Raw genomic sequence first — 22,526 nt, 5'->3', positions numbered from 1 at the left:
TGTGAGCTACACCGAACAGTACGACGTCGCCATCGTCGGCGCGGGCCATGCCGGCTGCGAGGCCGCGATGGCTGCCGCGCGCATGGGGCTGCGGACGGCGCTGTTCACGCTGAACCTCGACCTGATCGCGCAGATGTCCTGCAACCCGGCCATCGGCGGCATCGCCAAGGGCCATCTGGTGCGAGAGATCGATGCGCTCGGCGGCGTCATGGGCGTGGTCGCGGACTCGACCGGCATCCAGTTTCGCCTGCTCAACACCTCGCGCGGCCCGGCCGTCTGGAGTCCCCGCGCCCAGTGCGACAAGGCTCTCTATCGCGTTCGCATGCGCGAGATGCTGGAGTCGCAGCCGAACCTCTTCATCAAGCAGGCCGAGGTGGTGGACGTGGTGCTCGAGGAACAGGGGAGCAGGGACGGGGGAATCGGGAATGAGGACTCCATTCCCTCTTCACGCCGCGTCACGGGCCTGAAGCTCCGCGATGGACGGACCATCCTCGCGCAGGCCACCATCGTCACCACGGGAACCTTCCTGAACGGCCTGATCCACTGCGGCGAGCAGCAGTACTCCGCCGGCCGCTCGGGTGAACCTGCGTCTGTTCTCCTCGGCGAATCGCTGAAGCGGCTCGGCCTGCGCGAGACCCGCCTGAAGACCGGCACGCCCCCGCGCCTCGACGGACGCACCATCGACTGGACCAGGTTCGAGGAGCAGCCGGGCGACGTGGACCCCACGCCCTTCAGCTTCCGCACCCGCGAGATTCCGCTGCGCCAGATCCAGTGTCACATCGCGCGCACGACGCCCGAGACCCTCCGGCTCATCCGCGAGAACGTCCATCGCTCGCCCATGTACAGCGGCCAGATCGAGGCCATCGGCCCGCGCTACTGCCCGTCGATCGAGGACAAGGTCGTGCGCTTCCCCGACAAGGCCGGCCACCAGTTCTTCCTCGAACCCGAGGGGCTGAACACGCACGAGGTCTACATCAACGGCATGTCGACCTCTCTCCCGATCGAGGTCCAAAGAGAGATGGTGCGGTCCATCCCCGGCCTCGAGAACGCCGAGATGCTGCGCCCCGGCTATGCCATCGAGTACGACGCGATCGACCCCACGGAACTGGACCGCAGCCTGCGCGTCAAGAGCATCGCAGGGCTGTATCTCGCCGGACAGATCAACGGCACCAGCGGCTACGAGGAGGCAGCCTGCCAGGGCCTGATGGCCGGCATCAACGCGGCGCTGTCGGTTCAGGGCAAGCCCGCCTTCACGCTCGACCGCACGGAGGCCTACATCGGCATCCTCATCGACGACCTGATCTCCAAGGGGACCGACGAGCCGTACCGCATGTTCACCAGCCGCGCGGAGTTCCGCCTGAACCTGCGCATCGACAACGCCGACCGCCGCCTGACCCCGCACGCCCGCGAGCTCGGCCTGATCCCCGACGACCTGTGGCGGATGTACGAAGAGAAGCAGGCCCGCGCGAAGACCTTTCAGCGGATGCTCGAAGAGGACCGCATCACCGAGGCCGAATCCGCCGAGCTGCTTTCTCATCCTGGGCAGAACGAAGGATCTGTTTCCGACCCTGCCGCGACCCTCAAGGGCCAGCTCCTCGCCGACCTCATCAAGCGCCCGGAGGTCACGGTCGAAGATCTGCTGCCTGTTCTGCGCGGACGTCTCGCCGCGAACCCGCTCTTCGCCGGCTGGCTCGAAGCCCTCGACCAGCAGGGGCCGGGGCGCGCCTGGGTGCGCAACGAGATGCGCTCGGTCGAGACCGAGATCAAGTATGCCGGATACCTCACGCAGCAGCTCCGGTCGATCGCGAAGATGCGCAAGGCCGAGCAGATGCGGATTCCCGGCTGGTTCGACTATGGGGATGTCTCGGGGCTCTCGCGGGAGATGCAGCAGACGCTGACGCGGGTGAAGCCGGAGACGCTCGGACAGGCCAGCCGCCTGCCCGGCGTGACCCCCGCCGCCGTCTCGCTGCTGCACGTCTACATCGAGCTGCAGGGCCGCAGACGCACGGATGCGGCGCGGCTTACGGCCTGAGCTCACCCTCCGTCCCGACCGCGCTTGAGGCACAATGGATCACGCACGCATCCTCGTTCCCACGGAAGCCCCTTGAGACGCCTCGCCGCCCTTTTCCTCGTCGCAACCGCTCTTCCGGCGCTCGCAGCTCAGGAGCCGGACGAGCCCATCGCCACGCTCAAGGTCGGCACCCGCGTCGTCGCGGTCGCGGCCGTGGTGCGCGATAAGCGCGGCGAGCTGGTGAACGGTCTCGGCAAGGATGACTTCATCCTCAAGCAGGATGGAAAGCCGGTCGACATCCACTACTTCTCGCAGGGTTCGACCCTGCCGCTGACCTTTGCCCTGATGGTCGACACCAGCGGCAGCCAGCGCACGTTCATCGCGGATGAGACTGCCGCCAGCGAGGTCTTCTTCCGCACCATGCTCAAGCGCTCCGTCGACCGCGCCGTGCTGGTCAAGTTCGACACCCGCATCCGCGAGCTGCAGAAGATGACGCCGTCGGTCGAGCGGCTGGAGGACGCGCTCGCCTACCTGCGTCCCTCGCCCGGCGACAACGATCCGCGTCACAACATGGGCGGCACGCTGCTCTACGACGCCATCCGCAACACGGCGCGGTTCGCGCTCAGCGCGCAGGCCGGCCGCCGCGCCATGGTCATCCTCACCGACGGCGGCGACAACGGCAGCGCCTTCACGCTGAAGGAGGCCATCGAAGAGGCGCAGCGCGACGATGTCGTGGTCTATTCGGTCTTCTACAGCAGCAACTTTGGCGGCATGGGCGGCGGCCGGAAGGACGTGCTCGAAAAGCTGTCGCACGCCACCGGCGGCGCCGTCTTCACCGTCACCGAGCGCGAGCCGCTGAGCAGGATCTACGCCGAGATCGCCGAAGACCTGCGCCTGACCTACCAGATCGGCTACAACCCGCCCGACTCGGCGCCGGGCAAGTTTCACAAGATCGAGCTGAAGATGAAGCAGGGCGGCCAAAGCGTGCAGGCGCGCGAAGGCTACTTCAGCCCGGAGCCGGAGTCGAAATGAGACCACTTCTCAGCTACATGCTCCTCTGTTTCACCGCCGCACCAGCCCTCGCTCAGACGGCGGAGGCGCCGCTGCCGACGCTGAAGCTCGGGACGCAGTTGGTCACCGTCTCCGCCCTCGCGCGCGACGGCAAGGGCAACCCCGTCATGGGACTCGTCAAGGACGACTTCACCCTCACCCAGGACGGCCATCCGCAGGAGATTCGTTATTTCTCCGAAGGCTCCAGTCTGCCCCTGACGCTGGCGTTGCTGGTCGACACCAGCGGCAGCCAGCACGCCTACATCGCCGACGAGATCAAGGCCAGCCAGACCTTCTTCCACGCCATGCTGCGGAAGCCCGAGGACCGCGCCACGCTGGTGCAGTTCGACAACAACGTACTGCAGCTTCAAAAGATGACGAGCTCCGTCGAGGATCTGGAAGGCGCGCTCGTCCACCTAAACGAACCGCATGACTCCGCGCTGCCCAACCACGGCGGCGGCACCATGTTGTGGGACGGCATCTGGCTGGCGGCGCAGTTCGAGCTGGGCAAAGAACCCGGCCGCCGCGCCATGGTCATCCTTACCGATGGCGGCGACAACGGCAGCCGGTTTTCGCTCGGGCAGGCCGTCGCCGAGGCCCAGATCTCCAACGTCGCGCTCTACCCCATCTTCTATGGCGACCAGTTCGCCAACGACGCAGTCTGGCACAAGGACAATCTGCAGGCGATCGCGCGCATCACCGGGGGACGATTCTTCATTGTCAGCCCCTGGCAGCCGCTCTCGGCCATCTACGCCCAGATCGCCAGCGACATGCGCCTGCAATACCAGCTCGCCTACCGGCCGCCGGAGTCCGCGCCGAAGACGTATCATCGCATCGCGCTGCGAACGAAGAACCACAAGCTGACCGTGCAGGCGCGCGAAGGCTTCTACAGCCCGTAGCCATTCGTGAGTGTTCGATGGAGCTCCACAAAAAAAAGCCTGTCATCCTGGAAGAAGCGCAGCGTAGCCGAACTACCTGCGTTTTCTCTGGAGCGGCATGGGCGCTTCGAATCGTATGCAGGTCTTTCGCTCAGGATGACAGATGGGATGCCAGGGTTTGGGACTTCAGTCGAAGTTGGTCGAGCGCGTCACCGTCTCCCACTTCGCAAACTCCTCCCGCAAGGAGTCCATCTCCTTGGTGACGTACTCGTACGCATCCGGACCCAGCAGCAGGTGCGCCGGCGGGTCGTTCGACTCGATCAGCGTGACGATGGCCTTGCCTGCCTTCGCCGGATCGCCCGGCTGATTGCCGCTTCGAGCCGCGCGCGCCGCACGGATGGGTTCGAAGACCGCGTCATAGTCCGCGATGCGCCGCTCGGAGCGCACCATGGAGCGGCCCGCCCAATCGGTGCGGAACATTCCCGGCTCGACCGCCGTCACGCCGATGCCGAAGCTCTTCAGCTCCTTGCCCAGGGACGCGGAGATGCCCTCCAGCGCGAACTTGCTGCCGTGGTAGTACGAGATGCCCGGAAAGGCCATTAGTCCGCCCATCGAAGTCACATTCAGGATGCGTCCCGCGCGGCGTGCCCGCATGCCCGGCAGCACGGCCTTGATCACCGCGACCGCGCCGAAGACGTTCACCTCGAACTGCTGGCGAAGCTCTTCGAGCGGCGACTCCTCGAGCGTGCCCTCATGCCCGTACCCGGCGTTGTTGATCAGCGCATAGATCGGCCCGATCTCACGCTCGACCTCTGCGACCGTCCGGTCGACGCCGGGCGTGTCGGTCACGTCCAGCACGCGGGCATGCGCCCGGCCGGGGCGAAGGCTCTCGAACTCCGCAACCGCCTCCGTCTTGCGGACGGTGCCGACGACCACGTGCCCTGCGTCCAGCAGAGCCTCCGCGAAGGCTCTTCCCAACCCGGTGCTGACGCCTGTAATCAAAACGATCCTGGATTCCATGATCTTCTCTCCATATTCGATACTGTGGGTATCGTTTTCTTGTTGAATATACGATACTCAAAGTATCGTTAAAGTTGCAAAGATCGCATGGACACCTCACCCAACCCGCCCTTGAAGCCTGGACGCCCCCGAAGCGAGGCTGCGCGACACGCCATCCTCCGGGCGACGCTCGATCTCGTCTCCGAGAAAGGCTTCCGCGCGATCAGTATGGACCAGATCGCCGCCGGCGCGGGTGTGGGCAAGATGACGGTCTACCGGCGCTGGCCGAATAAAGCGGCGCTGGTGATGGACGCGCTGCTGCAGCTGATCGGCCCCGAGACGGCCTTTCCCGCTGCCGAGCGCGCGTTGCACCGGCTGCGCGCCCAGTTGGAGCTGCAGGCTCGCTTCTTCCTCGGCCCCTCAGGCACGCTCGTGCGGTCGCTGCTGGCGGAGGCGCAGTCGGACGAGGAGCTTGCTCAGGCGTTCCTCGCCCGCTGGATTGCGCCGCGACGGGCTGGCGTCATCGCCATCCTGCGGCAGGCGGTCGTGGAGGGCGATCTGCGCCCGGAGATCGACCTGGAGGTGGCGACCGATCAGCTCTACGGGCCGATCTACTACCGGCTGCTCATCGGCTCGGGCGTGATCGACGGTGCGTTTCTGGAGGCGCTCTACCGGCAGTTTCTTCAGGGCCACGCGTCGGTTGTGGGGAGTCACAAAATCGGTCGTTAGGTGAAAGCATGGGGCTTCAGCCCTTTGAATCGACATCACCACGAAGAGGGCTTCAGCCCTGGGCTCTCCTCAACCATACGGCGCTAAACCATGCGGTCGCGCACGTCCGGCCTCACGAGGTAAAGGAAGAACACCAGCTCGAACAGCCCGCGGATCAGGAACTGCGGCGCGTGCGTGTGGGCGAAGTAGAAGACGTCGCCGGCAAAGAGCAGGATCGCCCCGGCCATCACCATCGCCCAGCCCCAGCGCCTCATCCGCAGCAGGCCGAAGATGCCCGCAGCCAGCATCGTGCAGAGCGCCAGCACGCCGTACTTGCCGCGTCCCGTGCCGAAGACGTTCGTCAGCGCGCCGAAGACGTTCGTCAGCGTGAAGACCAGCATGAAGAGCGCAATGCCCGCGACGCCCGGCAGCATGCGGCCTTTGTCCAGAACCGGTGGGTTGGGGGTCAATTCGCTCATAGGGTGTGCAGGTAGGCCAGCAGGTCGTCCATGTCGCCCGGCGCCATCTGCCCGGCCATGGCGGGCATGTTGTTGCGCCCGTGGGTGACGGTCGCGGTCACGCGCTCGTCGGTCGCCGCCGCTCCGCTGGGCAGGGCGGGCTTCTTGAAGACGCCAAGCAACGACGGCCCATGCAGCGCGCCCGTCTGCCGGTCATAGTGGCAGACCGCGCAGCGCGTCTGAAACACCGCATGCCCGGCCGCCTGCTGCGGCGTCAGATTCGCAATCGGCGTCGGCGGAGGCGTCGACTTGCACCCCATGGCCAAGGCCGCGACCAGCAATCCCAATCCGGCAAAAGTCCTGTTCAGTCTCACAGGAACTATTCTCGCATCTTGCCGCCGAACAAGGCACGTCTGGCATAAGGGCACGGTTTCAGCCGTGCCCTTAACTTGTTCTGCCATAGGACGAACGAAATTTTTGCCTAAGCCGTCAGTTCCCAGCAGCAATCGCCTCGACGATCTTATCCATCACCGTCCGGTCGAAGCTGGTGCTGGGCGGGTGGTTGCCGACCATGATGGAGAAGACGACCGTCCTGCCGCTCGCGCATTCCACGTAGCCGCTCAGCGCGCGCGACTCGCCGGTGGTGCCGGTCTTGGCGTGGAGCTTGCCCTTCAGCGGGGATTTGGCGAAGCGGCCTTCGAGCGTGCCGTCGACTCCGGCGATGGGCAGGGACGAGCGGTAGAGTTCGCCCCAGGGCTGTTTCGTCGCGTAGAGCAGGATCTTCGCGGCGGCGCGCGGCGTGACCAGGTCGTGCCCGCTCATGCCCGAGCCGTCGAAGAAGACGAAGTCCTGCGGGTCGAGCCCCGCCCGCAGCAGAAAGGCCCGGACGACGCGGACACCCTGCGCGGTCGAGCCGTCCTCGCCATACTGCATGCCGAGATGGTGGAGCAGCAGTTCGACGTGCAGGTTCTGGCTGACCTTGTTGGTCATGACGATGTCGTCGTTCAGCGGGTGGGAACGATGCGTGGCGAGAATCTTCTCGACAGGCATAGTCTTAGGATCGCAATGATCGCAGCTTGTAAAGGTAAGGCTCCGCGCCCGTCCGACGCCTTCATTCGGCCCGAGCGAACGCAGCCCTGGCGCGTCGACATGCGTCTCCGCCGCGAACGCCTGCGCGTCCTGCGAGAGCCGGTGCTCGGCCCGCGCTGTGCCTTGTACGGCGATGCCGCGCGCCTCCAGCATCGCCTTGAAGGCGATGGCGGCGTACTCGGCCGGGTCCTGAATGGCGATCTCTTCCACATCGGCCGCATCGCCTGCCGCGATCGTCCCGAAGACGCGCAGCACCTTCGAGCCCACTTGGCGCTCGAACTGGACGGAGGTTCCGCTCTTCGGCGGGCCGGTCATCACGGTGTTGACGACCGTGTAGTACGGCACGGCGGGGTCGAGCGCGATCAGCGCCGGCGCGCCCTGCTGGCTGGGGGAGACGGTCGCCTTGATCTGGTTGTCGTTCACCGTCAGCGCGGAGACCGGCGCGCCGTAGCCCCAGACCAGATCATCCGACGCCCAGTCGCGCGGGTACGGCTCCCAGGGAAAGAACGTGTCGTCGCCAACGATATCGCCGGCGATGGTCTTCAGCCCCGTCGCCGCGACCGTGTCGGCCATCTGTTCAAGGTAGCGCAGTGGAGGCGCGCCACCGGGATCTTCGCCGCCGGCGTAGGGCAGCGCGCGTCCGGAGAGGTTCGGCTCGCCCCCGCCGCGAAGGATCACGTCGCCCTTCAGCGCGTTGGCGGACCAGACGCCGCGGCCGATGATGTCGGTCTGGAAGCTGGCGTTCTCGCCCAGCACGGCCAGCGCGGCGGCGGTGGTGAAGAGCTTGGCGTTGCTCGCGGGCTGGAAGAGCTGGCCCTCGTTCAGCCCGTAGAGCAGGCGGCCGTCGAGCCCATAGACCGCGACGCCCCAGTGATCGCGCACCACGTCCGGCGCGCCGACGAGCGCGGCGATCTTTCGCCCGAGCGGCGTGCTCTGGACCGGCTGCTGGGCGGGCAGCAGCGCTGTGCAGAACAGCAGGGCCAGACAGCCTGTTGCTTTTACGCGACTGCTCATACCGGTGAGTGTAGAGCACGGGGGTGGGTCTTCGAGAGCTTAAAGCTGCAAGCTGTATGGCTGTAAGTCGGAGGCGAGGAGCAGATCCTCTGCGAGGAGGACAAACACGAAGAGCAAAGGCCTCGTAACGCCCGCTTCATTCCCTACGCCCTGTTCCCTGCATCTCCCCGAACCCTATACCCTGTCCTTATGCCCTTCGCTCAGCGCCCACGCTTCTCCTGGCGGCTCCGCAGCCGCAGCCTGCCGCTGGGCGAGCGAACGCTGCTGATGGCGATCCTGAACGTCACGCCGGACAGCTTCTCCGACGGCGGCTGCTTCTTCGCGCCGGAACGCGCGGTCGAGCATGCGCTCACGCTGCTCGAACAGGGCGCGGACCTCCTCGACCTCGGCGGCGAGTCCACGCGGCCGAACGCCTCGCCTGTCTCGCCGGCCGAGGAGCAGGACCGTATCCTGCCGGTGCTCGCGGCCATCCTGCGCGAGCAGCCGCAGGCGGTCGTCTCGGTCGACACCTACCATGCGGCCACGGCTGCGGCGGCGATCGCGGCGGGCGCGGAGATCGTCAACGACGTCTCCGGCCTGCTGTGGGACGCGGAGATGGCGGCAACCGTCGCCGCCAGCGGCTGCGGGCTGGTGCTGATGCACACGCGCGGCGGTCCGCGGGACTGGCTGCGGCAGGCGCCGCTGCCCGCCGGGCCGGTGCTGCCGGCGATCCTCGACGGCCTCGCAGAGCGCCTGCACGCCGCGCAGGCCGCCGGCATCGCGCGCCAGAGCATCGTGCTCGACCCCGGCTTCGGATTCGGCAAACGCGGCGACGAGAATCTGCGGCTGCACGCGGAACTCGACGGCCTGCAGGCGCTGGGCTACCCCATGCTGGCCGGGACGAGTCGCAAGAGCTTCCTGCGCCAGTTGCTGACGCGCCGTCCGCCCCATATGCAGGAGCCCGCGCCGGAAGCCCGCGCGGCTGCCGATGCGGCGTCCGAGGTCGCGGCGATCCTGGCCGGAGCGCATCTCCTGCGCGTCCACGATGTCGTGACGGCGGTCGCCGCCGCCGCCGTGGCGGACGCGATTCTCGCCGGTCGCGAGTGATTCGCCAGGGACGCGGCTTCAGCGTGCCTGGGCAAAAACAAAGCCACCCCTGACCGAGGCCTGACCCATTCGGCGCCCATGCATGCCATGGCCGTTGCAATCTCTGCCCTGAAAGTGGCATGGTCCCACCACCTCGGTAACCATAAAGTTCAAACTATCGGCACGGGCGGGTTACCTCGCACAGCCGTTTGAGCCGAACGTTTGCGGAAATCAGAGGAGCGCTCCGAGATGAGTCATGTCTATGAATGGCGAGACGGCACGGTGATTCCCGACCCATTTACGGGGCTGGAGATTCCCGACGCGCTCCATGCCAGCCTGCACCGGCATCGCGAAAATCTTGCGCGGCTTGTCCGCAGCCTGCAGTCGGCCGGCGTCAGCGAAGAGCAGATCGAAACCAGCGTCACGGTCGTGGTGGAGTCCTACCGGGACGAGCTTCTGCGCGCAATCAAAACCATAATGAGGCAGGCATGATCGATACCAGACTGAGCGACCCGAAGTTGAACGATGAGCAGGGCCGCGTCCTCGCCCTGCAGCGCTATCAGATTCTCGACACCCCGCGCGAGGCGCCCTTCGACCGCATCGCAGGCCTGGTGAAGGCCGTGATGCAGGTGCCGATCGCGATCATCTCGCTCATCGACTCCGAGCGGCAGTGGTTCAAATCCTGCATCGGAATGGGCGACACCACCGAGACCACGCGCGAGGTCTCCTTCTGCACCCACACCATCCAGGCGCGCGAGCCGCTGTACATTCCCGATGCCCGTTTGGACCCGCGCTTCGCGACGAACCCCCTGGTGACGGGCGCGCCCTTCATCCGCAGCTACGTCGGTGTGCCGCTCTGCACGCCCGATGGCTACAACGTCGGTTCGCTGTGCGCGATCGACACCATTCCGCGCGAGTACACGCCCAGCCAGATCGAGGTGCTGAAGAGCTTCGCCGCCCTCGCCGCGGAGGAGCTGGAGCTGCGCCGCGTCGCGCAGATCGACTTCGTCACCGGCGCCGCGACCCGCCGGGGCTTCACGGTGGAGGTCGACAAGGCCATCGCCCGCTACGGCCGGTATGCCCGCTCGTCTGCGCTGCTGGTGCTTGATCTCGACCACTTCAAGAAAGTCAACGACACCTGGGGACACGCCGCGGGCGACGCCGTGCTGCGCGCCGTGGGCGCCAAGCTGAACGCGCTGCTCCGCGCCACCGACGTGCTGGGCCGGCTGGGCGGCGAGGAGTTCGGCATCCTGCTGGCCGAGGCCACGCTCCGCGACGCCTCCCGCTCGGCCGAACGCTTCCGCAAGGCGATCGAGGCGATCGAGATCGAAAACGACCCGCCAATCAAGGTCACGGCCAGCTTCGGCATCTCCGCCATCGGCCCGGAGCATGCGACCGCCGACCAGTGGCTGGCCGAGGCCGACCTGGCCCTCTACGCAGCTAAACGCGGCGGCCGCAACCGCTCCTGCATCGCACCCAGCTCGGCCGAGACGCAGCTCTCGCGCCCGGCATAACGAGGTCCCTCCCCAGGGCGACGCCCCACCCATCGCAGCTCGACCGCGGTGGGTGGGGCGTCTAGCTTCGTCTACGCATCCCCATACACCACCGCCAGCAGCTCTCCCGCCAGCTTGTGCAGCGGTCGCAGCAGCGGAAATCCCGCCAGCTTCAGCCCGACGGTCAGCATCTTCAGCGTTTTTTCGTAGAGGAACATCGTGCGCGCCTGTTCTTCGCTGCGGTCGTAGACCCAGAAGAGGATGAGGCCCATCTGGTACATCCAGAGCAGGCGGCCGAGGTAGGGCGCGATCGTCGGCGGCAGGCTCACGCCGGAGTCGGCGGCGGCTCGGTCGAACTGCGCGACGTCCTCGGCGCGGATCGACGCGCACTCCCTGCTGAAGGGCGAGAGCGGATGTTCGGGGTCGGTGTGCGCGGTCAGCGCGGCCAGCAGCTTGCGGTTTGGCGCGAAGTACTCGAATTTGGTCGAGACGATGGCGCGCAGGCGGGCTTCGAGCGTCTTCGCGCGGTCGAGCCGCGCGGCGATCTCCGGCTGCATCGCGGCCTGCGCGCGCTCGTAAAACGCCATGACGATGGCGTCCTTCGAATCGAAGTAGTAATAGGCCGCGCCGACGGCGACCTCCGCCTCCGTCGCGATCTCGCGCATCGTTGCGCGCTCGAAGCCGCGCTCGCGAAAGATGGAGAGCGCCGCCTCGAGGATGCGCGCGCGCGTCTCTTCGGACTTCTTCGGCGACTTCTTTACGGCGTCGGTTTCGGACATGATCCCTCGGTGGTTCGACGGCCGGACCGTTTCGAACGAGGCCGCAGCTCTCGAGCTGTAAGCTGAACAGCTCTCGGCTGGCAGCTCGAGTAGAACTCAGCGTGTCTCGCTCGGCACTTGAACGCGTTCAGATTATCATGATCCGCGCGCGGCGGTGCTATTCTAAGGCGAAGGAAAAACGAACATGCTCATCCCTGTCCTGATCGTCCTTGTGGTCCTCCAGCTCGTGTGCCTGGCCGTTCTGCTCCTGCGCAGACAGGCCGCTCCGCCGGTGGCCGACCCTCGCCAGGCGCAACTGCCGGATCAGCTGCTGCGCCTGGACGCGCGGGCCGAGGCTTCGGACAAGCAGCTGCACAGTGGCCTCGCCGGCATGCGCGCCGAGATCGCCGCAGAGGCCCAGCGCTCGCGTGCCGCGGCCTCGGCCGACTTCGGCGCCCTGCGCACGGAGATTACCGGCTCGGTCGCGACGCTGGGAGCGGCGCTGAACGGCGGTCTGGCCGAGTTCCGCAAGGACAACGCCGCCTCCGCCGAGACGCTGCGCACCGCCGTCCACGCGGAGCTGACCGGCATCGGGCAGCGTTTGCAGAGCTTCATCGGCGCCGTCAACCAGCGTCAACTCGAAGATCGCGAGGCGCTGAACGCCAAGCTGAACGAGCTGACCGCAGCCAACGCGCAGCATCAGGAGCGGCTGCGCACCTCGGTCGGCGAGTCGCTCGCGAAGCTGAACACGGACAACGCCGCCAAGCTCGAAGAGATGCGCGCCACGGTCGACGAGAAGCTGCACGCCACGCTGCACACGCGGCTGACCGAGAGCTTCGGCCAGGTGACGGACCAGTTGAACAAGGTGCATACCGGGCTGGGCGAGATGTCGAAGCTGTCCGAGGGCGTGGATGGCCTGTCGCGGATCTTTACCAACGTGAAGTCGCGCGGCGGCTTCGCCGAGGTGCAGTTGGGCATGCTGCTCAAGCAGATGCTCGCGCCCGGCCAGTACATCGAAAACGCGACCGTGAAGCCGGGCAGCGCGGAGCGTGTCGAGTTCGCCATTCGCTTCCCGTCGGGCGCGGGCGAGCGCCTGATGCCGATCGATGCGAAGTTCCCGCGCGAGGCCTGGGAGCGGCTGGAGGCGGCGTACGAATCCAATCTGCCGGACGCCATCGCGCGCGAGGGCAGGGCGTTTGAAAACGCCATCCGCACCGAGGCCGACCGCATCTGCGGCAAGTACATTCACCCGCCGGTGACGACGCCCTACGGCATCATGTTCCTGCCGACCGAGGGCCTGTACGCCGAGGTCATCCGCCGGGGCGAGCTGCAGTCGGCGATCCAGTCGCAGTGCCACGTGACGATCGCCGGCCCGACCACGCTGTCGGCCATCCTCACCAGCTTCCAGATGGGCTTCCACATGCTGGCCCTGCAGGAAAAGGGCGACGAGGTGTGGAAGGTGCTCGAAGGCGCGAAGAACGAGTTCGGCAAGTTCGGCAAGCTAATGGATAAGGTCGAGGGCGATGTCGGCAAGATTCAGAAGACGCTGGGCGAGGTCGGCGTGCGGACCCGCGCGATCAACCGGACGCTGCGCGAGGTGAGCAGCTCGGACGAGTCCACGCCGTTTTTGGTGGAGGATCTGCCGGGGATCGCTCTGGCGGCGAGTGGGGTGGAAGAGCAGTAAATGCCGACACAAGATTTTGTCATCCTGAGCGTAGCGAAGGATCTGCTTCTTGCCTGTGGCGCATTGCGGCTTCGGGCAAGAAGCAGATCCTTCGACTTCGCTGCGCTCCGCTCCGCTCAGGATGACAGATGATCTGTCAGGGCAGCTTCAGCCAATCCAGGGCGAATTGCGGATCACGCTGCAGAAGTTTCCGCGCTTGAAGCGGGGGTCCTTATCGGCGAGCACATCGGCCTTCACGTTGCCGAAGGTCGTCTCCGGTTTGTGGTGGATGCCGTCGTAGAACGCCTGCAGGATGTCTTCCTTGAACTGCGGCGTGCGCGGGTGGGCGGCGACGATGGCGTTGCGGTCTTCGTCCGAAAACTCATGGTAGGTCAGGCCCAGCACGTCCATCTCGACGCCCGCGGTCACCAGCGCGACGACCGGCGCCATGTACTGCGGGATGCCCGGCGTGGTGTGCAGCGCGATGGCGGTCCAGACCTCGTCCAGGTCGCGCTGCGGGATGTCGTACTGGCGCAGGAAGTCGCGCGCGGCGTTGGCGCCGTCGACCTCGAAGCGGTCGTGCGCGCTGCTGTAGGAGGGCGTCAGGCCGACGTCGTGGAACATGGCGCCGGCGTAGAGCAGCTCCGGGTTGAAGCTGAGTCCGCGCTGGCGGCCAGCAAGCGCGCCGAAGTGAAACACGCGGCTGGAATGGTGGAAGAGCAGCGGCGACTCGGTGTCGCGGATGAACTCGGTGATCGCCTGGGCGAGCTTGCTGTCGGGAACGGCGATGCGGGAAGTAGCGGTGGCAGCCATGGGTGTTTCCTCCTGTGAGCTTTGCTCGATCGCTGCTCACAGGTTCAACACTAGGCTCCGTCGTGGCGCTTTGCCATGACGCGGATACGTCAATTTAGGACACGCAGATCGGGCTGGTTTTGCATGGCTCCCTGTGGATCATTGCGCATCGCCGATGGTTGCGCATCGCGCTTCATTGCGAGACCCGCGTGCTGCGAAAGCGGCTGGCGTACTCGCCCGGCGTCACGCCGAGCACGCGCACGAAGACGCGGCGCAGCGCGTCGGCGGAGCCGAACCCGCAGGCGCCGGCTACTTCCTTCAACCCCATGCCGGAGCTGTCGATCCTCTGCTGCGCGGCCTCGACGCGCATGCGGTCGACGAACTGGCCGGGGTTCATGCCAGTCTCGCGCAGGCAGACGCGGGTGAAGTGGCGCGCGCTCATGTGCATGCGTTCGGCCAGCCGCTCGACGCTCAGGTCTTCGCGCAGATTTTCGATCATCCACACCTGCAGCTCGCGCAGCGGCTGCGAGGCGGCGGACTGGTTCGAGAGCATGTGGCTGAACTGCGCCTGTCCGCCCGGCCGCACCAGAAAGATGACGAGGAAGCGCGCGATGGCTAGCGCGACCTCGTGCCCGTGATCCTCCTCCACCAGCGCGAGCGAGAGGTCGAGCCCGGCGGTGATGCCGGCGGAGGTGTAGGTCGAGCCGTCCTTGAGGTAGATCGGCTCCGGCTTCACCGTGATGGCGGGGTACTCGCGCGCGAGGCGGTCGCAGAATCGCCAGTGCGTGACCGCCTGTTTGCCGTCGAGCAGGCCCGCCTCGGCCAGCAGAAACGCGCCGGTGCAGATCGACGCCACGCGGCGGCAGCGCTTCGCGGTTGCGGCGATCCACGCGATGAACGCGGGGTCGTAGCTGCCGGTCTCCGAGCCCGGACCGCCGGCGATCAGCAGCGTGTCGATCGGACCGGTCAGCTCCGCGATGGGCACGGCTTCGCCCAGCGTCAGGCCCCGGTTGGTGCGCAGCGTCCGCTCCGGCCCAGGGTTCGCGAGGACGACCTCGTAGCCGGGCGCATTCGAAAAGACCTCGAGCGGACCGGTGACGTCGAGGATCTGCACCGGCGGCGGCCCAACGATCACGACTCTGCGCATGGCTTCGATTCTATAAGGCCACAGCGCCGGTCTCGCCAAGCGGTTCGGCTAGGTGGCGTTCACCCTGGCAGGCAGGATTCCCCGCGCCACGGCCAGCCGGTGCGCCCGGACGACGTTGCGCGCCAGGCCTTCGCTGATCGGCGCATACACGGCTGTTCCCTCACGGCGGGCGAGTACGTTGGACGCGACCAGCATGCGCATCATCCAGACGGCCGCGCGGATGTCTCCGCATTCGAGGCTCAGCCAGCCGGCGCCGTGGCTCGTTGCAAGGAGTCCGGTGGAGTCCTCGATCGCCTTCGCAAGCTCGGGGTCCATCGCCGCAGGCTCTGGCTGGATCAGCGGCGACTCACGCTCCATCACGCGGAAGAGGCTGGCGATGGCGTCGTGCTGCTCGTCGGACATGTGCCCCAGCCAGTAGTGGGTGGTCTTGGCGGTTGCCGTGACGACGTTCTTGATCTCCTTCTCCAGCCCGTACGCGGGACCGGCGGGCAGATCAAGCGTCAGCCCCTTGAAACGCGCGGAGATGTTCTCCATCACCAGCGCGCGCGCCAGCCAGCCAGCCATTCCGGCGCTGGTGCAGTACATCCGCACCCATCCCGGCGCGGCCGGTTCTGCGTGCAGCCCGGTGACCAGCGCGACGCCGCGGCAGAGCTCGGCGACGACCTCGTTGTAGCGCTCGGGCTGGGCCGCAATCTCCTCCGGGCTGCCGGACGTCAGCAGCGTGCCCCGGTGCGGCGGCCCGCCGGCCATGGCGAGGTCGCAGAACGAGCCCCAGATCTCGTCCCACGCGACCCTGCCGTCGGGCGCGAACTTCAACCCGGCGGAGCCCATCGAGACCGGCTGCACCTCCTCGTAGCGGTCGCGATACACCTCCGGCAGCAGGGTTCTGAGCCTTGCCTCCAGCGCGTCGAACTCGTCAGGCGCCGTACTGTTCATCGGTCACATGCTCCAGCCAGTCGACCGCCTTGCCGTCGAGCTTTTCGTTGATGGCGATGTGGGTGACGCCGGTTGTGGCGGTCGCGCCGTGCCAGTGCTTCTCCGCCGGCGCGAACCAGATGACGTCGCCGGGGCGGATCTCTTCGATCGGTCCACCCTCGCGCTGCGCCCGGCCCAGGCCCGCCGTGACGATCAGGGTCTGTCCCAGCGGATGCGTGTGCCAGGCCGTGCGCGCGCCGGGTTCGAAGGTGACGATGGCGCCGCTGACCCGCGCCTCGCCCGTACCCTGAAACGGCTGGTCGATCCGCACCGCGCCGGTGAACCAGTCGGCGGGGCCTTTGTTCGAGGGCTGTGAGCCGTTGCGGCGAATTTCCATGGCTGTATCTCCTGTATCGATGTTAGCTTGAAGCCAAAGTAAAGCGGCCTGCAATGGGCAGAGCGCATCTGAACCGGAAGAGTGCGAGAGGAGCAATATGGCCGAACACGATTCACCGTTCACCCCGCTTCCATCCGACGACCTTGCCCGCGGCCTTGCGCTGGCCTTCGCCGACAAGCCCGGTCTCGCGCACATCGGCCTGGTGGGCGACACCTACACGGTCTTGCTCAACGGCAGAGACACGGCCGGGCGCTTCTGCCTCATCGACATGCACATCCCGCCCGGCGGCGGACCGCCTCCGCACCGGCACGACTTCGAGGAGAGTTTCATCCTGCTCGAAGGCGAGATGGTCGCGACCTTCCGGGGCGAGAAGACGACCGTGAAGGCAGGCCAGACCGTCCACATTCCGGCCAATGCGCCGCACCAGTTCCACAACGAAAGCGGTCAGGATGTGCGGCTGCTCTGCATCTGCTCGCCCGCCGGGCAGGAGGAGTTCTTCGCCGAGGTCGGCGTCCCCGTCGCCACGCGCACGACGCCTCCGCCGAAGCTGAGCGAGACCGAGCAGGCAGCGTTCCGCGCGAAGGCCGAGGCGCTGGCGCCGAAGTACAGGACGGAGCTGTTGAAGCAGGCGTGACACAGGAGGCGGTATGAGGCTTCTGGTATTCGGAGCAACGGGCAAGACCGGCGGCCTCGTCGTCGACGCGGCGCTGGCCAAAGGGCACGAGGTGACCGTGCTGGTGCGCGATCCGGCGAAGTTCACGAAGCCCGGCGTGCGCGTGGTCGCTGGAGACGCGACGCGTTCAGCCGACGTGCAGGCCGCCATGCGCGGGCAGCAGGCGGTCGTCGAGGCCATCGGCGGTACGACGCCCTACAAGGCGACGACGCTCGAGAGCACGTCGGTGCGGAACATCGTCTCGGCCATGCAGACCGAGGGGGTGCGCCGGTTGATCGTCGTCTCGATGATGGGCCTCGGCGACAGCCGCGCGCAGGCGCCGTTCTGGTACCGCTTTCTGCTGATGACGACCTTCCTGCGCGGTTCGACGCCCGACAAGGCGAACATGGAAGCCATCGTGCGCGCCAGCGGCCTGAACTACACCATCGCCCGGCCGCCGATCCTGAAGGACGAACCCGCCACCGGCGACGTGAAGGTGCTGGCGCCCGGCGTGACGGGCCACTCGATCAACCGCGCCGACCTGGCGAATTTTCTGGTGGATCAGATCGAGAGCGAGCGGTATGTAGGTCGGGCCGTGACGGTGGTGAATCACTGAGCTTCGTTTCACCAGAGCTTCGTCTCACCAGAGCGTCTTCGTACCAGCAAACGCCTGTCATCCTGAGCGTAGCGAAGGATCTGCTTGAGGGGCCCCCGGATGTCTCCATGCAACCCCAGAAAGCAGGTCCTTCGCTCCGCTCAGGATGACAAGCCGTATTGGCGGGTCCATGCAAGTTCAGTACTTCGTCAGTCCCAGCTTCTTCGCCGCCGCATCGATCTCCGCCTGCGACTTGAAGAACGTCTTCTGCGGGTTGGAGTTCGGGTAGTAACGCACCACGATCTCCTTGTCGTCGACCGAGTCGTCGATGCCGTCGTTCGCGCGGTAACCCAGCGCCTTCACCAGCGCCAGCGAGCCCTCCGCGCCGCTCTCGTTGCCCGAATCGGCGACGATCGCGTAGACGCTCTTGCCCGTCCGGCAGCTATACACCGTGGCGAAGTCGCCCATGGTCACGCCGCTCGTCCGCGCCACGCGGCCTTGCACGACGTAGTTGATCTTCGTCGCGTCGACATACCGGCGCGGGTCTTCCATGCGCTTGTTGTCCTTATCGGCGAAGTCGGTCTGCGAGACGTAGTAGCCGGGGTAGGGATCGTTCTTGCCCTGCACGGTCGGCGGTCCGCCCTCGTACTCGGTCATGTAGCCGACGACCGCGCCGGGGTGCTCGCTGTCCTTCGGCGAGTGAGCGTGCTTCTCGATGTCGAGCGCCTTTTTGCCCGGCGGGCCATAGGCGTTCGGCGCGCCGTCCACGTCGACATCCATCTTCACGACGACCTCAACCGCCGGATGTGCGCCGTCGGCAAACCTGCGCGGTTCGCCGCTGGCTGGGCACGGCTTCGCATTGGCGGCCCTGGGCGGAGGCGGCTCATCGCCACGCGCGGCCTTGGGCGGCTCGCCCTGCGCCAGTGCGGTCAGCCCAAGCACAAGTCCGAGCGCCAGCGGCGTCATCGCCGCAACCTTGTCGAGTCTCCACCAGTCTTCTGCGCGCAACGTAAGGTCTCCTTCGGGCCGAAAGCCAATATGCATTGGACGCGTCTTCCAGCGGTGGAGAACCAGATTTTCATCGCGGGTTGCTATTTTGAACGCATTCGTCCCGGTTTCGGCCCAAATTGACCTGTCCGGCTTTACACAGCGCAGCGTGGCCGATATCCTCACCTTTGGGACATGACCGCCAGAGGCGCTGAACAAGGCGTATTCTGAAGAAACCGGAAGCGCGGGTGGTGCGGTCCAAAGTTTGAGTAAGACACAGGAGAAGACGGACATGGCAGCAGTAGACGAGAAGGTCAAACAGATTATTGTCGAGCAGCTTCAGGTGGATGAGGCCGAGGTTACGCCGGGCGCCAGCTTTCAGGAAGACCTGGGCGCAGATTCGCTCGACGTCGTCGAACTGGTAATGCAGTTCGAAGAGGCCTTCGACATTCAGATCCCCGACGAAGACGCCGAGAAGATCAAGACCGTCAAGGACGCCGTCGATTACATCGAAAAGAACCAGAAAGGCAAGTAAGCCCCGATGTCGGAACCGAAGCGCAGGGTTGTAGTGACTGGAATTGGCCTCATCTGTGGGGTCGGGAAGACCGCGCCCGAAGTCTGGGAGGGTCTTCTGGCGGGCAGGAGCGGCATGGCGGAGATCAAGGCCTTCGATCTCACCGGCCATCCTGTCCGCTTCGCCGCGGAGGTCAAGGACTTTGACCCGCTCCTTTTTGTCGACAAAAAGGAGTCCCGGAAGATGGGACGCTTCATCCATTTCGCGCTGGCCGCCTCGGCCGAGGCGATGGCCCACTCCGGCCTGGTCGTCGACGAGACCAATCAGGATCGCGTCGGCGTCCACATCGGCTCGGGCATCGGCGGCTTCGACGTGATCGAACGCGAGCACTCGAATATGCTGGCCGGCGGACCGCGCAAGATCTCGCCGTTCTTCATCCCGGGCTCGATCGTGAACCTCGCGGCCGGCCACGTCAGCATCAAGTACCGCGCGCGCGGGCCGAACGAGGCCACCGCGACTGCCTGCACCTCATCGGCGCACTCCATCGGCGACGCCTTCCGGATCATCCAGCGCGGCGACGCGGATGCGATGATCGCCGGAGGCACCGAAGCCGCCATCACGCCCATGGGCGTCGGCGGATTCGCCGCCATGAAGGCGCTTTCGACGCGCAACGAAGACCCCGAGCACGCCTGTCGCCCGTTCGACAAGGATCGCGACGGCTTCGTCGTGGGCGAAGGCGCGGGCATCCTGATCCTCGAAGAGCTGGAGTTCGCAAAGGCGCGCGGGGCAAACATTCTCGGCGAGGTGATCGGCTATGGCATGTCGGCCGACGCCTTCCACATGACCGGCATGGCGCCCGAGGGCGAGGGCTGCTTCCGCGCCATGAACGCGGCGCTGAAGGTCGCTGGCATCTCGCCCGACCAGATCGACTACGTCAACGCCCATGCCACGTCCACCCCGCTGGGCGACGCGCTGGAGTCGAAGGCGATCGAGAATGTCTTTGGCGAACGCGCGCTGAATCAGACGCTGCTGGTTAGCTCCACCAAGTCGATGACCGGGCACCTGCTCGGCGGCGCGGGCGGGCTCGAAGCCGGCATCACCCTGATGGCCATGCTGCACCAGATCGCGCCCCCGACGATGAACATCGTGGAACTCGATCCGGAGTGCCGCCTGAACTACGTTCCGAACAAGCCGGTCGCCGCGAAGATCGACTATGCCCTGTCGAATTCTTTCGGGTTCGGCGGAACGAACGGCTCGCTCGTCTTCAAACGCTGGACCGGCGAATAAAGGATCGGCAATACACCGGGTGCCCCGCATCTCGCTTCTGAGATGTGGGGTTTTCCTTTGCGCCCGCCACTACTGTGCGTCATTCTGATCCTGAGCATAGTCGAAGGGGAAGAACCCCTGCATCTGTCTTCGCTCTTTTTGTTTGTCATTCCCGAAGGGAATCTGCTGTTCGCTCGCACAATCACTTCTGCTATCACAAGCGAAGAACCAATACAGGGGTCCTTCGCTCCGCTCAGGATGACGAGCTTCTGTGGGTGGTTTGAAGAAGGCGAGAAGGTCACCCAAACACATTCAGCGACTTCTTCGTATCCGCGAAGAACTCCGGCTGCTCCGCCTGGGGCTCCAGCAGGAAGCACACCACCCACTCCTCATCCCCGCTTTCGTCGTTGTCGCGGATGCCTGCGACGACGGTGACCCCGTACCATCCTGGCGCAACCCGCACGCCGCGCCGCTCACCCGCGTCCTGGCCGTCCAGCACGATGCGCGCGCCCTCGGATTGCCAGTTCTCAAGCCGCTCCGCGTTCGCGACGAGCAACTCGCCGGTCTCGGTGCCCAGCACGAAGCCCGTGGAGAAGGCGATGTGCGAGAGGGGCGTCATCGCGCCCTCGGTCTCGGTGGAACGCACCAGCACGGTGTAGAAGCCGCGCTCGACGCCGAAGGCGGGCACAATGGCGCCTTCGGCGTACCAGCGTGCGCCGCGCGCCGCGCCGGGAAGCAGGTCGTTCAGCAGCGGGCGGTCGGAGTCGCCGCGAAACTCCTGCAGCCGGGCTGCGTCGACCAGGAAGATGGCTTCGCCAGCGGCGAAGAGGCGGCGGAGTTCCTGCGGCTCGAACCACTGGGATTCCGGGGCGACGGGGATGGGCATGGCGGTCCTCTTGAGGCAAAAGCAAAGAGCCTCCACTCAGGGAGGCTCTTTGCCGATCGACTGCGGTGAAAGCTACTTGCTGGTGTCGATACCGCCGCCCAGCTTGGCTTCCTTCTTCTTCTCGTTTTCCTTGCGTGCGCCCATCGCCTTCTGGGTCCACTCATCCGCCTTGGCGAGGTCGGACTTGCGGGCCGCGTCGTCGGTGCATTCGAGGTCGGCCTTGCGGCGCCAGGTGAGGTTCAGGTACTGCATCGCCTCATCGTAGGTCGGGTTGATCGCGACGGCCTTCTGCAGATAGTCCAGACCTTCGGCGACCAGAGGCGCATTCTGCGCGGTCAGCTTATCGCAGGCGTCCTTGCTCTTCTTGATGTTGCCGTTACCGTCGTCGGTCAGGCCGTTGCCGTCCGCCTTGGATTTATCCTGCGCGAGGATGGTCGTGGCGTTCTTGTAAGCCTGCATCCAGTCGACCACGCCGATGGTGTAGAACGCTTCGGCGTCGTTCGGATCGAGCGCGATCACCTTCTTCTCGTACTCCTTGGCGGCGTCGAGCTTCTTGGTGTTGCGGTCGATGGAGGCGATCTGCTTGAGCGCCGTGATGTTGCTGGGGTCCTTCGCCAGAATCTCCATGAAGCCGTCGGTCGCCTTCTGTGCGACCTTCAGGTTTTCCGGGCTGTCGAGGTTCGGGATCACCTGGTAGCTATACGCGGTTGCCAAGTAGAGCTTGGCGTTCTCGTAGTCGGGGTCCAGTTGGATGGCAGTCTGGAAGTGGTTGACCGCTTCCTCGTACTGCGCGTTCTTGAAGGCCTGGACGCCTTTGGTCAGTTGATCGCGAGCCTTCAGCTTGTTGCACCCGGTGGCAGTGGTCAGCGCCAGGGCGAGGAGCGCCGCAGTCACCGGAATTCGTGCAGTCAATTTCATTGGGCGAAAGTTCTCCTATTGGGAAAAAGGCGCGTCACTCGGACGGTTGTTCAGTCGTTCAATTTGTCCCAGCTTTTCCTCATTGTAAAGGCAGCGAGGCGTCATTGGCTAGGGGTTGTCGAATACCGATACCGAAAATCATATCTGCGCGATTAGGAACATATTACCACTGGTAGACGGCTTTTCCGTTACCGGTAATCCTTTGCTTATCGCCAGAAAAGCCTAAGACAATACAGGGGTTCACATGCGGTTTCCGGTGCGGACGAAGCCT

At 65.7% G+C, this 22,526-nt stretch carries 24 protein-coding genes; 12 read left to right on the top strand and 12 right to left on the bottom strand.

Going from position 1 to position 22,526, the window contains the following annotated elements:
• Position 1 precedes the first annotated feature (1 nt).
• From mnmG to CHB87_RS18215, 3 genes are all read left to right on the top strand, one after another.
• Positions 2-2,032 carry a tRNA uridine-5-carboxymethylaminomethyl(34) synthesis enzyme MnmG gene (gene mnmG, locus CHB87_RS18225; protein ID WP_089409861.1) on the top strand — a complete coding sequence of 677 codons (2,031 nt, stop codon included), beginning with the start codon at positions 2-4 and terminating at the stop codon, positions 2,030-2,032.
• A 72-nt stretch (positions 2,033-2,104) separates the two neighbouring features.
• Entirely contained in the window at positions 2,105-3,043 is a 939-nt protein-coding gene (locus CHB87_RS18220) for a VWA domain-containing protein (RefSeq protein ID WP_176441847.1), read from the top strand.
• Complete coding sequence (locus CHB87_RS18215) at positions 3,040-3,960, top strand: VWA domain-containing protein (RefSeq protein WP_089409859.1); 921 nt, start codon at positions 3,040-3,042, stop codon at positions 3,958-3,960. Before CHB87_RS18220 ends, CHB87_RS18215 begins: the two co-directional genes overlap by 4 nt.
• A 165-nt stretch (positions 3,961-4,125) precedes the next feature.
• Here CHB87_RS18215 and CHB87_RS18210 read toward each other — a convergent pair whose 3' ends face one another.
• Entirely contained in the window at positions 4,126-4,959 is an 834-nt protein-coding gene (locus CHB87_RS18210; RefSeq protein WP_089409858.1) for an oxidoreductase, read from the bottom strand.
• An 87-nt stretch (positions 4,960-5,046) separates the two neighbouring features.
• Here CHB87_RS18210 and CHB87_RS18205 point away from each other — a divergent pair, with 87 nt between their 5' ends.
• Positions 5,047-5,667: a TetR/AcrR family transcriptional regulator gene (locus CHB87_RS18205; protein WP_089409857.1), complete on the top strand. Its 621-nt coding sequence runs from the start codon at positions 5,047-5,049 to the stop codon at positions 5,665-5,667.
• A gap of 83 nt (positions 5,668-5,750) precedes the next feature.
• Here the strand turns inward: CHB87_RS18205 and CHB87_RS18200 are convergent, their stop codons facing one another.
• The 3 genes from CHB87_RS18200 to dacB all read right to left on the bottom strand — a co-directional run bounded on the left by CHB87_RS18200 (position 5,751) and on the right by dacB (position 8,207).
• On the bottom strand, positions 5,751-6,125 hold the full coding sequence (locus tag CHB87_RS18200) for a hypothetical protein (protein ID WP_089409856.1): 375 nt from the start codon (positions 6,123-6,125) through the stop codon (positions 5,751-5,753).
• Entirely contained in the window at positions 6,122-6,478 is a 357-nt protein-coding gene (locus CHB87_RS18195) for a c-type cytochrome (RefSeq protein ID WP_245818075.1), read from the bottom strand. Before CHB87_RS18195 ends, CHB87_RS18200 begins: the two co-directional genes overlap by 4 nt.
• Before the next feature lie 115 nt (positions 6,479-6,593).
• Positions 6,594-8,207, bottom strand: coding sequence for a D-alanyl-D-alanine carboxypeptidase/D-alanyl-D-alanine endopeptidase (gene dacB / locus CHB87_RS18190; protein WP_089409854.1), 1,614 nt, complete (start codon positions 8,205-8,207; stop codon positions 6,594-6,596).
• A 189-nt stretch (positions 8,208-8,396) separates the two neighbouring features.
• On the opposite strand from dacB, the gene folP reads away from it, so the two are divergent.
• The 3 genes from folP to CHB87_RS18175 all read left to right on the top strand — a co-directional run bounded on the left by folP (position 8,397) and on the right by CHB87_RS18175 (position 10,786).
• On the top strand, positions 8,397-9,293 hold the full coding sequence (gene folP / locus CHB87_RS18185; protein ID WP_089409853.1) for a dihydropteroate synthase: 897 nt from the start codon (positions 8,397-8,399) through the stop codon (positions 9,291-9,293).
• 228 nt (positions 9,294-9,521) lie between these two features.
• The gene (locus CHB87_RS18180; RefSeq protein WP_089409852.1) at positions 9,522-9,764 is read left to right on the top strand and encodes a hypothetical protein; all 243 of its coding nucleotides are present in this window, start codon (positions 9,522-9,524) and stop codon (positions 9,762-9,764) included.
• Positions 9,761-10,786: a sensor domain-containing diguanylate cyclase gene (locus tag CHB87_RS18175; protein ID WP_217897069.1), complete on the top strand. Its 1,026-nt coding sequence runs from the start codon at positions 9,761-9,763 to the stop codon at positions 10,784-10,786. The genes CHB87_RS18180 and CHB87_RS18175 overlap by 4 nt, the downstream gene beginning before the upstream one ends.
• Before the next feature lie 71 nt (positions 10,787-10,857).
• On the opposite strand, the gene CHB87_RS18170 is transcribed toward CHB87_RS18175, so the two are convergent.
• A complete protein-coding gene (locus tag CHB87_RS18170) occupies positions 10,858-11,544 on the bottom strand; it encodes a TetR/AcrR family transcriptional regulator (protein WP_089409851.1) in 687 nt (228 codons plus the stop codon).
• A gap of 184 nt (positions 11,545-11,728) precedes the next feature.
• Between CHB87_RS18170 and CHB87_RS18165 the strand changes: the two genes are divergently transcribed.
• Positions 11,729-13,207, top strand: a complete 1,479-nt coding sequence (locus CHB87_RS18165; RefSeq protein ID WP_089409850.1) for a DNA recombination protein RmuC — start codon at positions 11,729-11,731, stop codon at positions 13,205-13,207.
• A 147-nt stretch (positions 13,208-13,354) separates the two neighbouring features.
• Here the strand turns inward: CHB87_RS18165 and CHB87_RS18160 are convergent, their stop codons facing one another.
• The 4 genes from CHB87_RS18160 to CHB87_RS18145 form a co-directional block, all read right to left on the bottom strand.
• A complete protein-coding gene (locus CHB87_RS18160) occupies positions 13,355-13,999 on the bottom strand; it encodes an HD domain-containing protein (RefSeq protein ID WP_089409849.1) in 645 nt (214 codons plus the stop codon).
• Positions 14,000-14,171: 172 nt separating this feature from the next.
• A complete protein-coding gene (locus tag CHB87_RS18155; RefSeq protein ID WP_089409848.1) occupies positions 14,172-15,125 on the bottom strand; it encodes a GlxA family transcriptional regulator in 954 nt (317 codons plus the stop codon).
• Positions 15,126-15,173: 48 nt separating this feature from the next.
• A complete protein-coding gene (locus CHB87_RS18150) occupies positions 15,174-16,061 on the bottom strand; it encodes a hypothetical protein (RefSeq protein ID WP_089409847.1) in 888 nt (295 codons plus the stop codon).
• Entirely contained in the window at positions 16,042-16,437 is a 396-nt protein-coding gene (locus tag CHB87_RS18145; protein WP_089409846.1) for a (R)-mandelonitrile lyase, read from the bottom strand. The genes CHB87_RS18150 and CHB87_RS18145 overlap by 20 nt, the downstream gene beginning before the upstream one ends.
• Positions 16,438-16,534: 97 nt before the next feature.
• Here CHB87_RS18145 and CHB87_RS18140 point away from each other — a divergent pair, with 97 nt between their 5' ends.
• Entirely contained in the window at positions 16,535-17,071 is a 537-nt protein-coding gene (locus CHB87_RS18140) for a cupin domain-containing protein (RefSeq protein WP_089409845.1), read from the top strand.
• A gap of 13 nt (positions 17,072-17,084) precedes the next feature.
• Positions 17,085-17,705 (top strand): NAD(P)-dependent oxidoreductase, encoded by a 621-nt coding sequence (locus CHB87_RS18135; protein ID WP_089409844.1) that lies wholly within the window; start codon positions 17,085-17,087, stop codon positions 17,703-17,705.
• Between the two features lie 177 nt (positions 17,706-17,882).
• Here CHB87_RS18135 and CHB87_RS18130 read toward each other — a convergent pair whose 3' ends face one another.
• Positions 17,883-18,692 carry a glycoside hydrolase family 75 protein gene (locus CHB87_RS18130; RefSeq protein WP_245818074.1) on the bottom strand — a complete coding sequence of 270 codons (810 nt, stop codon included), beginning with the start codon at positions 18,690-18,692 and terminating at the stop codon, positions 17,883-17,885.
• 271 nt (positions 18,693-18,963) lie between these two features.
• On the opposite strand from CHB87_RS18130, the gene CHB87_RS18125 reads away from it, so the two are divergent.
• Both CHB87_RS18125 and fabF read left to right on the top strand, forming a co-directional pair.
• Entirely contained in the window at positions 18,964-19,206 is a 243-nt protein-coding gene (locus CHB87_RS18125) for an acyl carrier protein (protein ID WP_014263586.1), read from the top strand.
• Between the two features lie 6 nt (positions 19,207-19,212).
• Entirely contained in the window at positions 19,213-20,472 is a 1,260-nt protein-coding gene (gene fabF / locus CHB87_RS18120) for a beta-ketoacyl-ACP synthase II (protein ID WP_089409843.1), read from the top strand.
• Positions 20,473-20,749: 277 nt separating this feature from the next.
• Here the strand turns inward: fabF and CHB87_RS18115 are convergent, their stop codons facing one another.
• Positions 20,750-21,337 (bottom strand): hypothetical protein, encoded by a 588-nt coding sequence (locus CHB87_RS18115; protein WP_089409842.1) that lies wholly within the window; start codon positions 21,335-21,337, stop codon positions 20,750-20,752.
• 72 nt (positions 21,338-21,409) lie between these two features.
• Entirely contained in the window at positions 21,410-22,255 is an 846-nt protein-coding gene (locus CHB87_RS18110; RefSeq protein ID WP_089409841.1) for a tetratricopeptide repeat protein, read from the bottom strand.
• Between the last annotated feature and the right edge of the window lie 271 nt (positions 22,256-22,526).

This window comes from Granulicella rosea (assembly GCF_900188085.1).
Classification (GTDB): Bacteria; Acidobacteriota; Terriglobia; order Terriglobales; family Acidobacteriaceae; genus Edaphobacter; species Edaphobacter rosea.
The sequence above is the reverse complement of the archived record's forward strand: the minus strand, read 5'-3'. Positions and strand labels throughout refer to the sequence as shown.